Origin of the sequence: Streptomyces sp. NRRL S-1813 (assembly GCF_000719605.1) — a bacterium.
GTDB lineage: Bacteria > Actinomycetota > Actinomycetes > Streptomycetales > Streptomycetaceae > Streptomyces > Streptomyces decoyicus.
The window spans coordinates 19,544-32,360 of the sequence record NZ_JOHB01000034.1 but is presented as its reverse complement, the minus strand read 5'-3'; the positions used below and the strand labels follow the sequence as shown (position 1 = coordinate 32,360).

Annotated in this window: 11 protein-coding genes; 4 read left to right on the top strand and 7 right to left on the bottom strand. The window is 70.7% G+C overall.

From position 1 onward, the window contains the following. Window positions 1-24 precede the first annotated feature (24 nt). Window positions 25-1,284, bottom strand: a complete 1,260-nt coding sequence (locus IF67_RS0132305; RefSeq protein ID WP_030991732.1) for a DegT/DnrJ/EryC1/StrS family aminotransferase — start codon at window positions 1,282-1,284, stop codon at window positions 25-27. A gap of 101 nt (window positions 1,285-1,385) precedes the next feature. Continuing rightward, the gene (locus IF67_RS0132300; RefSeq protein ID WP_030991730.1) at window positions 1,386-2,453 is read right to left on the bottom strand and encodes a LacI family DNA-binding transcriptional regulator; all 1,068 of its coding nucleotides are present in this window, start codon (window positions 2,451-2,453) and stop codon (window positions 1,386-1,388) included. 148 nt (window positions 2,454-2,601) lie between these two features. Here IF67_RS0132300 and IF67_RS0132295 point away from each other — a divergent pair, with 148 nt between their 5' ends. From IF67_RS0132295 to IF67_RS0132280, 4 genes are all read left to right on the top strand, one after another. Further along, a complete protein-coding gene (locus tag IF67_RS0132295; protein ID WP_030991728.1) occupies window positions 2,602-3,927 on the top strand; it encodes an ABC transporter substrate-binding protein in 1,326 nt (441 codons plus the stop codon). A 5-nt stretch (window positions 3,928-3,932) separates the two neighbouring features. Further along, on the top strand, window positions 3,933-4,919 hold the full coding sequence (locus IF67_RS0132290; RefSeq protein ID WP_234341467.1) for a carbohydrate ABC transporter permease: 987 nt from the start codon (window positions 3,933-3,935) through the stop codon (window positions 4,917-4,919). Continuing rightward, entirely contained in the window at window positions 4,916-5,764 is an 849-nt protein-coding gene (locus IF67_RS0132285; protein WP_030075970.1) for a carbohydrate ABC transporter permease, read from the top strand. Before IF67_RS0132290 ends, IF67_RS0132285 begins: the two co-directional genes overlap by 4 nt. Before the next feature lie 132 nt (window positions 5,765-5,896). Beyond that, entirely contained in the window at window positions 5,897-7,567 is a 1,671-nt protein-coding gene (locus tag IF67_RS0132280; protein ID WP_030991725.1) for a glycoside hydrolase family 13 protein, read from the top strand. A gap of 22 nt (window positions 7,568-7,589) precedes the next feature. Here IF67_RS0132280 and IF67_RS0132275 read toward each other — a convergent pair whose 3' ends face one another. The 5 genes from IF67_RS0132275 to IF67_RS0132250 form a co-directional block, all read right to left on the bottom strand. Beyond that, window positions 7,590-8,360 (bottom strand): sirohydrochlorin chelatase, encoded by a 771-nt coding sequence (locus IF67_RS0132275; RefSeq protein WP_030991723.1) that lies wholly within the window; start codon window positions 8,358-8,360, stop codon window positions 7,590-7,592. A 3-nt stretch (window positions 8,361-8,363) separates the two neighbouring features. Then, complete coding sequence (locus IF67_RS0132270; protein WP_030991721.1) at window positions 8,364-9,302, bottom strand: ABC transporter permease; 939 nt, start codon at window positions 9,300-9,302, stop codon at window positions 8,364-8,366. After that, the gene (locus IF67_RS0132265) at window positions 9,289-10,095 is read right to left on the bottom strand and encodes an ABC transporter ATP-binding protein (protein WP_030991718.1); all 807 of its coding nucleotides are present in this window, start codon (window positions 10,093-10,095) and stop codon (window positions 9,289-9,291) included. The genes IF67_RS0132270 and IF67_RS0132265 overlap by 14 nt, the downstream gene beginning before the upstream one ends. 41 nt (window positions 10,096-10,136) lie before the next feature. After that, entirely contained in the window at window positions 10,137-11,246 is a 1,110-nt protein-coding gene (locus IF67_RS0132260; protein WP_030991716.1) for an aliphatic sulfonate ABC transporter substrate-binding protein, read from the bottom strand. A gap of 213 nt (window positions 11,247-11,459) precedes the next feature. Next, on the bottom strand, window positions 11,460-12,815 hold the full coding sequence (locus IF67_RS0132250) for a sulfate adenylyltransferase subunit 1 (protein WP_030991714.1): 1,356 nt from the start codon (window positions 12,813-12,815) through the stop codon (window positions 11,460-11,462). Window positions 12,816-12,817 lie beyond the last annotated feature (2 nt).

Sequence of the window (12,817 nt, the reverse complement as noted above, 5' to 3'; positions counted from 1 at the left end):
CCGGCGAACCTTCCCGGGCAAGCACTAGCCCCGCCCGCAAACCGTCGCCGGCACCGCCACCGGACCCGGCGCCCCGCCGTTCAGTTCGGCCAGCGAGGCGTCCAGTGCCTCTACCAGATAGTCCTGCTGAGCGGATGTCAGCAGGGGATGGCAGGGGAGGTTGAGGTGCTGGTCGAACCAGCTGCGTTCGGCGACCGGGCACTCGCCGCGCAGATGTCCCCGGTGGCGCCATTGGGGCAGCAGATGCTGGGGGAAGTAGCGCAACTGGATCTCCACGCCCCTGCGGTCCAGGGCCAGTACGAGGCGGTCGCGCAGTTCCTGGTAGCCGGCGAAGCAGGTGTAGAGGTGGTAGGCGTGGTCGCTGTGCGGGGCCGCTGACTGTGGCGTGATGAACGGGTAGCGGGCGAGCACCTCGTTCAGCCGCTCGGCGAGCGCGCGACGGCGGCCGACGGCGGCCCGGAGGCCGGTGAGCTGGGCCTGGCCGAGAGCCGCGACCACTTCCGGCATTGTCGTGTCGCTGCCGGGCCGGCGCACATAGCCGCGGTGAAGGGGGGTGGGGTGGGCAGCGCGGGGCAGCACGATCGGCTCCGTCGCACCGCCCGGCGCGGTGCGTACGCTCCGGGTGTCCTTGTCGGCGGCGCGCAGCCGGTGCAGCCGCTCGGCCCAGTCGTCCCGGTCGCAGGTGATCAGGCCGCCCTCGCCGAGCATGCTGCTGTTCCTGGTGTTGCGGAGGCTGAAGGTGGCGAGGTCGGCCAGCGCACCGGGGCTCCGACCGCGGTAGCGGGCCCCCAGTGCATGGGCGCAGTCCTCCAGCACGACGAAGCCGTGACGCCGGGCCAGCGCCATGATCGTGTCCATCTCGGCGGGGCAGCCGCCGTAGTGCACCAGCAGCAGTGCCTTGGTACGCGGGGTGATCAGCGCTTCGAGCGCGGCCGGGTCGATATTGAGGGTCGCCGGGTCGATGTCACAGAACCGGACCTGTACGTCGTAGTCGGACAGCGGCTGGACGGTCGCCCGGTGGGTCTGCGGGGTGGCGATCACCTCGTCGCCGGGCGCCAGGCCGAGCAGGCGGACTGCCAGTTGGAGGGCGACCGTTCCGCTGGTCACCGAGATCGCATGCCTGCTGCCGACCGTCTCGGCGAAGGAGCGCTCGAACCGTTCGCGCCGCGATCCGGCCGGCTGCGGAGTGCTCTCGTGGACGAGTTCGGTCAGTACGGCTGCCTCGGCGTCGGCCGAGATGCTGCCCCGCTTTCCCCAGGGCACGACGTAACTCTTGTCCAGCATCTGTTCCCCCAGGTGGTCTTCGGCCGCACCGGTGGGTGCTGTTCCTATGACAGTCGAGGGAGGGACGCTGTTGAAGAGTCAGCGGTGGTCAGCAAGGTCAGTTAGGTCAGCTTCTTCGTCCGGCACCGGGTCCGGCCCCCGTTCCCCGCGGGCGGTGGCGCCGTGCTGCCGCGCGGGACGAGTTCGGTCGGCAGCACGATGTGCCGCTCCTGCGCGCCGTCGGAGTCGTCGATCACGGACCGGGTGAGGCGGACGGCGGCGCGCCCGAGCTCCACGGCGGGCTGGGCCAGTGTGGTCAGGCCCATGACATCGGCCATGACGTGGTCGTCGAAGCCCATGACCGAAACCCGCCCCGGTACCGGAACGTTGGCCTCCCGCAGGGCCGCCAGCAGCCGGAACGCCATGTCGTCGGTCTCGGTGAACAGCGCGGTCGGTGGTTCCTGGAGGCTCAGCAGCCGCCCCACCGCGGCGGCCATACCGGTGCCCTTCCAGCCGGGCACGCTCATCACGAGCGACTCGTCGTGTTCCAGGCCCGCTTCGGTGAGGGCCCGCAGGTGCCCGGTGAGCCGGTTCTTGCTGCTCCAGGCGAAGCCCGTGGTGTCGGACGTCTGGAGGAACGCTATCCGCCGGTGCCCGAGGTTGATCAGATGGCGGGTGCCGCGCAGGGCGGCGTCCTCGTCGTCCACGTAGACGCTGGGCCGGCCGGGCGCGTGCTGGCTGACGAAGACGAGGGGCATGCCCAGGTCGTCCAGGCGGGCGCGTTCGGCGGGGGAGAGCGAGAAGCTCACGACGAGGAGGGCGTCGGCGTTGCGGCGGGCGGGCAACCGGTCGAAGAAATCGGCGCGTTCGTGCACATCGGTCACGCTGTAGACCAGCAGATCGAGGCCGGCCTCGCGCAGCGCGGGAGCCATGCCGGACAGCGCCGAACTCAGGAACCACGATGCCAGGTTGGGCATCAGGACGGCGACTCTTCCCGTACGGCCGGTGGCCAGGCTGGAGGCGCTGCGGGTGATCGCGAACGAGAGCTCGCGGGCTGCCGCTTCCACCCGGGCGCGGGTCGTGTCCGAGACCGTCGACAGCCCGCGCAGGGTGCGCGAGACCGTGGACACCGAAACCCCCGCCCGATGGGCCACATCGGCCATCGTGGCCTCGCTCTGCGCTGAGGACATGCCGGGACGCTAGCACAAACAGGCGATGACAGCGTTGCCAGGAGATCTTCCCGGAAATCTGTTGTTCACGAGGCGTTGACCTGACGACAAGGCCACTTCTAGCCTGCAAGCGCTGTCATCGATGGCAGCCAAGACGTGAGGAGCACTCATGGCCTTGAGCCGCAGAACCCTGCTTGCGAGCGGCCTCGCCGCCGGAGCCGGGCTCACCAGCGGTTGCGCGGGCAAGCCCTTGGACGCCCTGTTGACCCAAGCCGCCCAGGTCCCGCGTACCCCGGCCACGCTCACCTGGTGGGTGTCCGAAATCCCCTCCCGGAACGGCCCCGTGGTGGCGGACCTGATCATCCGCGCCTTCGAGCGCCGTCATCCGCAGATTCATGTCCGAAAATCGAACGCCCTCAGTACCACCGACAGCAATCGCGCCGCGGTCACCACACAGCTGGCGGGCGCCTCACCCACCCCGGACGTCTATCTCGGAGACACCACCTGGCCGGCCCAGTTCGGCGCCAACTCCCTGGCGCTCCCGTTGCAGAAGCTGCTGCCCAAGGACTTCTGGACGGGTTATCCGGCGGCCCTGCGGCGGGTGAGTGAGTACCGCGGCGCCGTGTACGCACTGCCCTTCTTCACCGACAGTGCTTTCCTCTACTACCGCAAGGACCTGCTGGCCAAGCACGGGCGGCCGGTGCCCCGCACCTGGGAGGAGCTGCTGCGTACCGCGCGCACCATCCAGCGGGCGGGGGACGCGCCGTACGGATTCGTCTGGCAGGGGTCCGTTTCGGAGTCGCTGACCTGCAATGTCGCCGAGTTCCTGGCCGACGCCGAAGCCCCTGTGCTGGACGCCGATGGCAAGGTCGCGCTGAACGGGCCGGGCGCGGAACGGGCCTTCGCAATGATGCGGCAGTTCACCGAGACCGGCGTCACGCCCTCCACGGTCGCCACCTATGCGGAGGCGGACTCGCAGGACGCCTTCACCGGCGGCCGCGGCGTCTTTCTGCGCAACTGGTCCTACGCCTGGGGCAATGCGGCCGACCGCGCGGTCTCCAAGGTGGCGGGCCGGGTCGGCGTCGCGCCCCGCCCCGGCTTCGACGGCGGTGGCCCGCGCGGGGTGAGCTGCGCCGGCGGCTGGAGCAATTTCGTCAACCCCAACTCCTCCCACCTCGGGGCTGCTGTCGCGTTTGCCCGGTTCTGTGCCGGTGAGGAGGCGCAGATGATCCTGCTGAAGAACGCCGGGGTGATCCCGGCGCTCGAAGACGTACTGACCCGGCCGGAGGCCCGCGCGGTCGGCGATCCGACGCTCACCGGGGTGCGCGAACTGCACCTGGTCGCCCGGCCGGTGCAGACCCCGTACTACCCCCAGGTCAGCAAGGCGCTCTACACCCGGGCCAACGCGGTGATCGGCGGCCGGGCCACGCCCGCCCAGGCCCTGCGTGCCGCCCGCGCCGATATCCGGACCGCCCTGGAAGGCAAGGCGCTGTGAATGCCATGACATCCTCCGCAACACCCGTGTCGCGGCACCCGGCCCCGGAGCGGACCGGCCCGCGGACGGCGCCGGCACCGCGCGGCGGCGGCCCGGCCCGGGTGAGCAGACGCCGCCGGGCGCGCACCGGCTGGTTCTTCGCCTCCCCGGCACTGTTGGCCATCACCGCCGTGACGGTCTTCCCCGTGCTCTTCTCGCTGCTGCTCAGCTTCGCCGATGTCCGTCTGGAGTACGGCGGATTCCGCATCCTGTCCCTGACGGGCGACCATTACGCCGCCGTGCTGAGCAGCCCGGAATGGCGCCAGGCGCTCTTCTTCACCTTCGGGTTCACCGCGGTCACCGTGCTGCTGGAGCTGGTGCTGGGCACCGCGGCCGCTCTCGTGCTGGAGCGGCTGGGGGCCGCCCGCGGCTGGGTCCTGGCCGTCCTGCTGCTGCCCTGGGCCCTGATCAATGTCGTCGCCGCCCAGCTGTGGGGCTATCTCTACAACGGCACCTACGGTGGGCTGACCTGGCTCTTCCAGCAGATCCTCGGTCATCAGCCGGACATCCTCGGGCAGCCCGCCTCCGCCATGGGCGCCATGGTGGTGGTCGATGTCTGGAAGACCACACCCTTTGTCGCCATTGTCGTCCTCGCCGGGCTGATGCTGATTCCCGGCGACGTCTATGAGGCGGCAGAGATCGACGGCGCCGGCACCTGGACGACGTTCTGGAAGGTGACCCTGCCGCAGCTGCGCCCGATCATGGCCATCGCCGTCCTCTTCCGCATCCTTCAGGCCTTCGGCATCTTCGACCTGCCCTTCGTCCTGACCCAGGGCGGTCCGGGCACCGCCACCGAGTCGCTGGCGATCCTCGGATACAAAACGCTCTTCCAGAACCTCGCCATCGGCCGCGGCGCGGCGGTGGCGACCACCACCGCCGTCATCGTGATCACGTGCTGTCTGCTCTTCCTGCGGGTCTTCAAGACGCAGGCCGACGAAGGAGGGCGGGCATGAACCGCCGTGCACCGGCGTCCGGCATCCGCCGGTACGTCAACGCCGTCAACCTCGGCGGTCTGGCGATCGTCGTGCTGTCGGCGCTGCCGCTGTACTGGATGATCGTGTCGTCCTTCAAGGGCCCTGGCGAGATCAGTGCCGCACCGCCGACCCTGGTGCCGAAGGCGGCGACGCTCGGCAACTACGCGGAGGCCTTCGTCCGCAACGGCATCGGCCGCTATCTGCTCAACAGCGTGCTGGTGGCGTCGGTTTCCACGGTCGCCGTGCTGGGACTGTCCTTCTTCGCGGGCTACGCACTCGCCCGCACCCCGCTGCGGGGCCGCGGCGCCATCATGACCGCACTGCTGATGCTGTCCGTCTTCCCACCGATCGCGCTGGTCGTGCCGCTCTTCCTGCTGGAGCGGCAGCTGGGGCTGCTCAACAGCTACGCGGGCCTGATCGTGCCCTATGTCGCGCTGAACCTGCCGTTCGCCATCTGGATCATGCGCAACTACCTGGTCGGTGTCCCCCGTGAGCTGGAGGAGGCGGCGACCGTCGACGGCGCGGGACCGCTGCGTACCGTCCTGACCGTCATCGCACCCCTGGCCCGGCCGGGGCTGTTCACCGCGGGGATCTTCACCTTCACCGCGACCTGGTCGGAGTTCCTGCTGGCGCTGACCTTCAACAGCGAGGACGGCCACCGCACCGTTCCGGTCGGCATCGCCCTGTTCACCAGCCAGTACACGGTCCCCTACGGGACGCTGTTCGCGGGGGCCGTGGCGGCCACCGTACCCATCGGCGTCCTGGTCATGATCTTCCGCCGCTCGATCGTCTCGGGCATGACCTCAGGGGCGGTGAAGGGATGAGACCGGCGCCCCCGGGGCCCGCTCACCCCGCCGCACCCGACCGCACCCGGCGCCGCACCGCGCCGTATTCCTCCCCCGGCTACCGCTGGGAGGTGCCCCCACGCGACCGCTCTCGCATCGAAAGGCCTCCACGTGACCGCACAGCACCTCGGCTCCGACCGCAACACCACCGACTGGTGGCGGCAGGCCGTCGTCTACCAGGTGTATCCGCGCAGCTTCGCCGACGCCGACGGCGACGGCATCGGTGACCTCCCCGGTGTGACCTCCCGGCTGCCCTACCTCGCCGACCTGGGCGTGGACGCCGTCTGGCTGAGCCCCTTCTACCCCTCACAGCTGGCCGACGGCGGCTATGACGTCGACGACTACCGCGATGTCGACCCGCGTCTTGGCACTCTCGACGACTTCGACGCCATGGTGGCCGAGGCGCACCGCCTGGGCCTCAAGGTGATGGTGGACATCGTGCCCAACCACTCCTCCGACCAGCACCTCTGGTTCCAGGAGGCGTTGCGCGCCGAGCCCGGATCCGCCGCGCGGGAGCGCTATGTCTTCCGTGAGGGCAAGGGCGAGCTGGGCGAGTTGCCGCCCACCGACTGGGTCTCCTGCTTCGGCGGACCCGCCTGGACCCGGCTGCCCGACGGCTGGTGGTACCTCCACCTCTTCGCCCCCGAGCAGCCCGACTTCAACTGGGACAACCCCGAGGTCCGCGCGGACTTCCGGCACACCCTGCGCTTCTGGTCCGACCGCGGTGTCGACGGCTTCCGGGTCGATGTGGCCCACGGCCTGGCCAAGGACCTGGCCGCGCCGCTCCGTGACATCGGTACCGTCGAGGGCTACACGCCGGGAGGCCTGCCCGAGGACGGCAGCCACCCCTTCTGGGACCGCGACGAGGTGCACGACATCTTCCGCGACTGGCGCAAGGTCTTCAACGAGTACGACCCGCCGCGGGTCGCCGTCGCCGAGGCCTGGGTGCGCAGCTCCCGCCGTACCGCGTACGCCACCCCGCAGGAACTCGGCCAGGCCTTCAACTTCGACTTCCTCAAGGCCCCGTTGCGTGCCGGGGAACTGCGCGCCTCCATCGACACCGCGCTCGCCGACGCACGGGCGGCCGGGGCGACCGCGACCTGGGTCCTCTCCAACCACGATGTGATCCGGCACGCCTCCCGGTACGGCCTGCCGGACGGCCGCGACGAGGAGGCCTGGCTGCTCTCCGACGGCCAGGAGCCCGTCCTGGACCGGGAGTTCGGGCTGCGCCGGGCGCTGGCCGCGACCCTGCTGATGCTGGCGCTGCCGGGCTCCGGCTATGTCTACCAGGGCGAGGAACTGGGGCTTCCCGAGGTCGCGGGCCTCTCCCCGGACAGCCTCCAGGACCCGGTGTGGACCCGGAGCGGAGGCCGGCTGAAGGGCCGGGACGGCTGCCGGGTGCCGCTGCCGTGGCGGCGCGAGGGCAGTTCGTACGGCTTCGGCAGCGGGGGTTCCTGGCTGCCGCAGCCGACGGGCTGGGGCGAGTTGTCCGTCGAGGCGCAGCAGGGCGTGGCGTCCGCACCCCTGGAGCTGTACCGCACGGCGCTGGCCACCCGCCGCCGGCTGCTGGCCGACGAGGCCCTGGAATGGGCCGACGAGGGACCCACCGCCGGCCCGGACGTACTGCACTTCCGCCGCTCGGGCGGCTGGGAGTGCGTGGCGAACCTGTCGGACGAGCCCCGGCCGCTGCCGGCCGGCGAGGTGCTGCTGTCCTCCGCACCGGTCACCGGCGACGAGCTGCCGCCGTGGACGACGGTCTGGCTGCACACCACGACGTCCTGATCCCGCGCGCCGTGGGGACCTCTCAGGCGATCAGCGCCGCCAGGTCCCCACGGGCGCGGTCTGCGACGGACCGGTCGTAGCGCCGCAGCAGCAGACGGGCCAGCTCGGGTGCGGCGCCCAGTACGGGGGCGAGGACATCGGCGCGGGCCTCGCGGGCGCCGGCGGCGATCCGGTCCGGGAGAAAACCGGGGGCGATGACGTACGGGGCGACGGCCACCCGGCCGACGCCCTCGGCACGCAGTTCCCGCACCGCGTCGGCCGTACGGGGCAGAGATGCGGAGGCGAACGCAGGTCGCACGGCACACCAACCAGCGGTGTGCCGCCACTCCCGCGCGATTTCAGCGATCACTGCGATCGCCTCCGGGTCCGAGGAGCCCGCCGAGGCCAGGACGACCCCGGTCGAGCGACGGTCGCCGGGCCGCAGCCCGGCCTGGGCCAGCCGGCGCTCCAGCGCGTCGGTCAGCAGTGACGAGGGGCCCAGCACATCGGCCTGGCGGACGGTCAGCAGGGGCAGCCGCGCCGTCGCCTCCCGCAGCACCGACGGGATGTCGGACTTCGCATGGAAGGCACGCGTCAGCAGCAGCGGCAGCGCCACCACCTCCCGGACTCCCTCGGCCGACAGACGCTCCAGCACCCGCGGCACCCGGGGCGCGTTGAAGTCGAGACAGCCGACCTCGACGCGCAGCCCGGGCCGCAGCGACCGGACCCGCGCGCAGAGCGCGGAGACGGTCGCCGCGTGCCGCGGATCGCGGCTGCCGTGGGCGATGACGAGAAGCGTGGGGCGTGCGTCCATGGTTCAGCTCTTCACGAGGAGGCCACGGCTGCGCAGCACCCGGCGTTCGACCGGGGCGAAGATCAGCAGCTCGATGCCGATACCGACGATGAGGATGAGGAGGATCGCGGCGAGCACCCAGGACATGTCCTGGAGCTCACGGCCCTGCTCCAGCAACTGGCCCAGGCCGGTGCCCAGATCGGGCGCGTTGACGATGAGCTCGGCGGCCATCAGGGAACGCCAGGAGAACGCCCAGCCCTGCTTGAGCCCGGCGATATAGCCCGGCAGCGCGGCCGGGAGCAGCACATGCCGGACACCCGCGAGCCCCGTGGCGCCGATGGTGCGGCCCGCCCGCAGGTAGAGCGGGGAGATCTGGTCGACACCGGCCACCAGCCCGTTGGCGATGGACGGGACCGCGCCGAGCAGCACCACCGCGTAGATCGTGGCGTCGCTCAGCCCGAACCAGATGATCGCGGCCGGGACCCAGGCCACCGAGGGCAGGGACTGGAGACCGCTCAGGATCGGCCCGATCGCGGCCCGTACGGCCTTGACCTGGGCCACGATCAGTCCGAGGACCGTACCGATGGCCACCGAGGCCACGAAACCGAGGGCGCCGCGGGAGACGCTGGTCCACACGAAGCTCAGCAGGGTGCCTTCGAGCCACTTCTGCTGAAGCGAGCGGCCGACGTCGACGGGGCTCGGCAGCAGGTAGTGCGGCTTCAGCTCGAAGTGGTAGGCCAGCTGCCACAGCCCGAGCACGATGACGAGGGCGACGAGGGGAGGGAACGCCTTCGAGACGACGGTACGCAGCCACGGCTGCCGGTCGACGACCCGGGATTCGAGGGCGTCGAGCCCGGCCTCCAGGCCGGCGATGTCACCGGCTCCGGGGGCGTTGGTGCCCGCCGTGGTGTCCTTGCCCTTCGCTGCGGTGGTGGACGGGTCCTTGGTCTCAGTGCTGGCCATGGCGGCGGATCTCCCCACGGAGCTGTTCGGTGATCTCGATGGAAAGGTCGGCGACCGCGGAGTCCTCGATGCGGCGCGGCTGCGGGATGTCGACCCGCCACTCGCGGGCGATCTTGCCGGGGCGGGAGGACAGCAGTACCACCCGCTCGGCGAGCCGCACGGCCTCACGGACGTTGTGGGTGACGAAGAGGACCGACAGGTTGGTCTCGCGCCAGATGCGGGTCAGCTCGTCGTGCAGCACATCGCGGGTGATCGCGTCGAGCGCGGCGAACGGCTCGTCCATCAGCAGCAGTTGACTGTCCTGGGCGAGCGCACGGGCCATCGCCACGCGCTGGCGCATACCGCCCGACAGCTCGTGCACCCGCTTGCCGTAGGAGCCCTTGAGCCGGACGAGCTCCAGCAGCCGCTCGGCCTCGTCGCGGCGCTCCGCACGCGGCACCCCGCGCAGCCGCAGCGCCAGTTCGATGTTGCGTCCCGCGGTCAGCCACGGGAACAGCGCATGTTCCTGGAACATCAGGGCCGGCCGGCCGCCCGGCGTCTCGATGGCGCCGGCGGACGGCGCGTCGAGGCCGGCCACGAGGTTGAGGAGAGTGGACTTTCCGCAGCCCGAGGCCCCCAGGAGGCAGACGAATTCGCCGGGCGCCACGTCGATGCTGATGTCGTCCAGGACATGCTGCTGTGCGCCGGTGCGGCCGAACGACTTCGAGACATGGTCGATGCGAGCCGCGTACGGCACGGTGGTGCCCGTGTCCGCCGTGGCGGGCTGCTGCTTGGTGAGCGTGGTGGTCGTCATCGGTGTCACCTCCTGGGGGAGTGCGGTGCTGCGGGCGGGGGTTACTTGCTGCCGAGTCCGGCGTCGTCGACCGGCGGCTTGCCCTGGGACTTGAGCACCTTGTTCAGCAGGGTGAGGTCGTAGATGCCCTTGAGGTCGGGCTTCTTGAGCAGGCCCGCCTTGACGGCGTGGTCGGCCTCCTGCTGGAGGGTGGCGGCCAGCGGGTCATCGGTGACGTCGACGTTCTTGACGGCCGGGTCGATGACGTTGTCCGGCAGTGCCTTGCCGGCGATGTCCGGGGACGAGAGCTTGTCGTTGAGGGCCTTCTTCGCCTCGGCCGGGTGCGACCGGATCCAGGCGTTGGTCTGCACCGACGCACGCAGCACCGCCTCGACGGCCTTCGGGTGCTCCTTGAGGAACTTCTGCGAGACGATCATGTTCGTGATGACGAACTTCCCGTCCTTCCACAGCTTCTTCTCGTCCAGGAGCGTCTTGCCGCCCTCGGCGACGAGCTTGGAAGCGGTGGGCTCGGGCACCCAGGCGCCGTCGATGTCGCCCTGCTGGAAGGCCGTCGGCGTCACCTTGTTGTCGGTGCGCTGGACGGTGACATCACCCTTGCCGGTGGTGGCGTCGACCTTGAGGCCCTTCTCGGACAGGTAGTTCAGCAGCGCGACGTCCTGGGTGTTGCCCAGCTGCGGGGTCGCGATTTTCTTGCCCTTGAGATCGTTCAGGCTCTTGATCTTCTTGGGGTTGACCACCAGCGAGACACCGCCGGAGGCCGAACCGCCGATGATCTTCAGGCTCTTGCCGTGCGACTTGGTGTAGCCGTTGATCGCGGGGGAGGGGCCGATCCAGCCGATGTCGATGGCGCCCGAGTTGAGCGCCTCGATCTCGGCGGGGCCCGCGTTGAAGGGGGCGGACTTCACTTCGGTGCCGCCCAGTTCCTTCTGGAACGCGCCGTTCTGGAGGCCGACCAGGGGGGTGGCGTGGGTGGTGTTACCGAAGAACCCGATCGTGACGTGATCGAGCCCGTCGGTCTTCGCGCCCTTGGGGGCGATACCGGCCGCTGTGTCCTTCTTGGCCTCGGAGCCGTAGCCGCAGGCGCCCAGCGCCCCGGTCAGGAGCGGGACGGTGACGGCGGCCGCGAGCAGGCGGTGACGAACGGCAGACACGGGAGGTGGTCCTCTCGGAGGGCCGGGTCAGTACGCGCCTTCTATGGCGCGCCCGGCAGATCGATGGATCTTCGGAAGGGAGGTGTGGGGGATACGGAGCCGTGCATCGTCAGCGCACACATCGGCCGACTCCGCCCTGCCCGCTGCCCAGGGCGCCGCTGCCGATGCGGCCGCCCTCCTTCGCGAAGGTCGAGAAAACGTCCTTGAGCATGCTCAGAAGTCCCATCCCTCGTCGTCCGCGCTCTCGGCCGGAGCGGCCTCCGCGGCCGCTTCCGCAAAGGCGGTGCCCGCCATGCCCGCGGTCAGCGTCGTGCCGTCCGCCGGGTCGATCAGCAGGAAGGAGCCGGTGCGGCGGGAGTCGGCGTAGGCGTCCAGGGCCAGCGGCTCCGCGGTGCGGACGACGATCCGTCCGATGTCGTTGGCGGCCAGCTCACCGGGCGCCGGGTGCTGGGAGAGGTCGTCCAGCGTCAGCCGGGACGGGATGTCCTTGACGATCGCCTTGACCGTACGGGTGGTGTGCTTGAGCAGCACCCGCTGGCCGACGGTCAGCGGACGGTCCGCCACATGGCAGATGGTCGCCTCGACGTCCTGCGAGACGCCCGGCGCGGTGGCCGTCGGGGCGATCAGGTCACCGCGCGAGATGTCCAGGTCATCGGTGAGCCGGACGGTCACCGACTGCGGTGCCCAGGCGACGTCCACGGCCTGGCCGAGCGCGTCGATCGCCTCGATCGTGCTCGTCCGGCCCGAGGGCAGGACGGTGACGGGGTCGCCGACGCGCAGCACACCGGAGGCGATCTGGCCCGCGTAGCCGCGGTAGTCGGGGTGTTCGGCGGTCTGCGGACGGATCACGTACTGGACCGGGAAACGGCCGGGGTCGTCCGAGGGGTCGGCGACGACGGGCACGGTCTCCAGGTGCTCCAGCACGGTCGGGCCGCCGTACCAGTCCATGTTCGCCGACGGCGCCACGACGTTGTCGCCGGCCAGCGCCGAGATCGGGATCGCGGTGATCTCCGGGACGCCCAGCGAGGCCGCGTACGTCGTGAACTCCTCGGCGATGGCGGCGAAGACGGGCTCGGCGTAGTCGACCAGGTCCATCTTGTTGACGGCCAGCACGACGTGCGGGACGCGCAGCAGGGCGGCGACCGCGGCGTGCCGGCGGGTCTGCTCGACCACGCCGTTGCGGGCGTCGACCAGCACCACGGCCAGCTCGGCGGTGGAGGCGCCGGTGACCATGTTGCGGGTGTACTGCACATGCCCGGGGGTGTCCGCCAGGATGAAGCGGCGCCGCGGGGTGGCGAAGTAGCGGTAGGCGACATCGATGGTGATGCCCTGCTCGCGCTCGGCGCGCAGCCCGTCGGTCAGCAGCGCCAGGTCCGGCGCCTCCTGGCCGCGGCCCAGCGAGGCCCGCTCGACGGCCTCGAGCTGGTCGGTGAGCACCGACTTGGAGTCGTGCAGCAGCCGGCCCACCAGCGTCGACTTGCCGTCGTCGACGGACCCGGCAGTGGCGAACCGCAGCAGCGAGGTGGCACCCGCGTCGACGATGTCCTCAACAGCATTGGTGGTGCTCATGG

Excerpts from the sequence above, each read along its gene's own strand:
- IF67_RS0132290 (WP_234341467.1), top strand. The coding sequence starts at position 3,933 with ATGACATCCTCCGCAACACCCGTGTCGCGGCACCCGGCCCCGGAGCGG.
- IF67_RS0132285 (WP_030075970.1), top strand. The coding sequence starts at position 4,916 with ATGAACCGCCGTGCACCGGCGTCCGGCATCCGCCGGTACGTCAACGCC.
- IF67_RS0132275 (WP_030991723.1), bottom strand. The coding sequence starts at position 8,360 with ATGGACGCACGCCCCACGCTTCTCGTCATCGCCCACGGCAGCCGCGAT.
- IF67_RS0132265 (WP_030991718.1), bottom strand. The coding sequence starts at position 10,095 with ATGACGACCACCACGCTCACCAAGCAGCAGCCCGCCACGGCGGACACG.
- IF67_RS0132250 (WP_030991714.1), bottom strand. The coding sequence starts at position 12,815 with ATGAGCACCACCAATGCTGTTGAGGACATCGTCGACGCGGGTGCCACC.
- IF67_RS0132305 (WP_030991732.1), bottom strand. The coding sequence starts at position 1,284 with ATGCTGGACAAGAGTTACGTCGTGCCCTGGGGAAAGCGGGGCAGCATC.
- IF67_RS0132300 (WP_030991730.1), bottom strand. The coding sequence starts at position 2,453 with ATGTCCTCAGCGCAGAGCGAGGCCACGATGGCCGATGTGGCCCATCGG.
- IF67_RS0132295 (WP_030991728.1), top strand. The coding sequence starts at position 2,602 with ATGGCCTTGAGCCGCAGAACCCTGCTTGCGAGCGGCCTCGCCGCCGGA.
- IF67_RS0132270 (WP_030991721.1), bottom strand. The coding sequence starts at position 9,302 with ATGGCCAGCACTGAGACCAAGGACCCGTCCACCACCGCAGCGAAGGGC.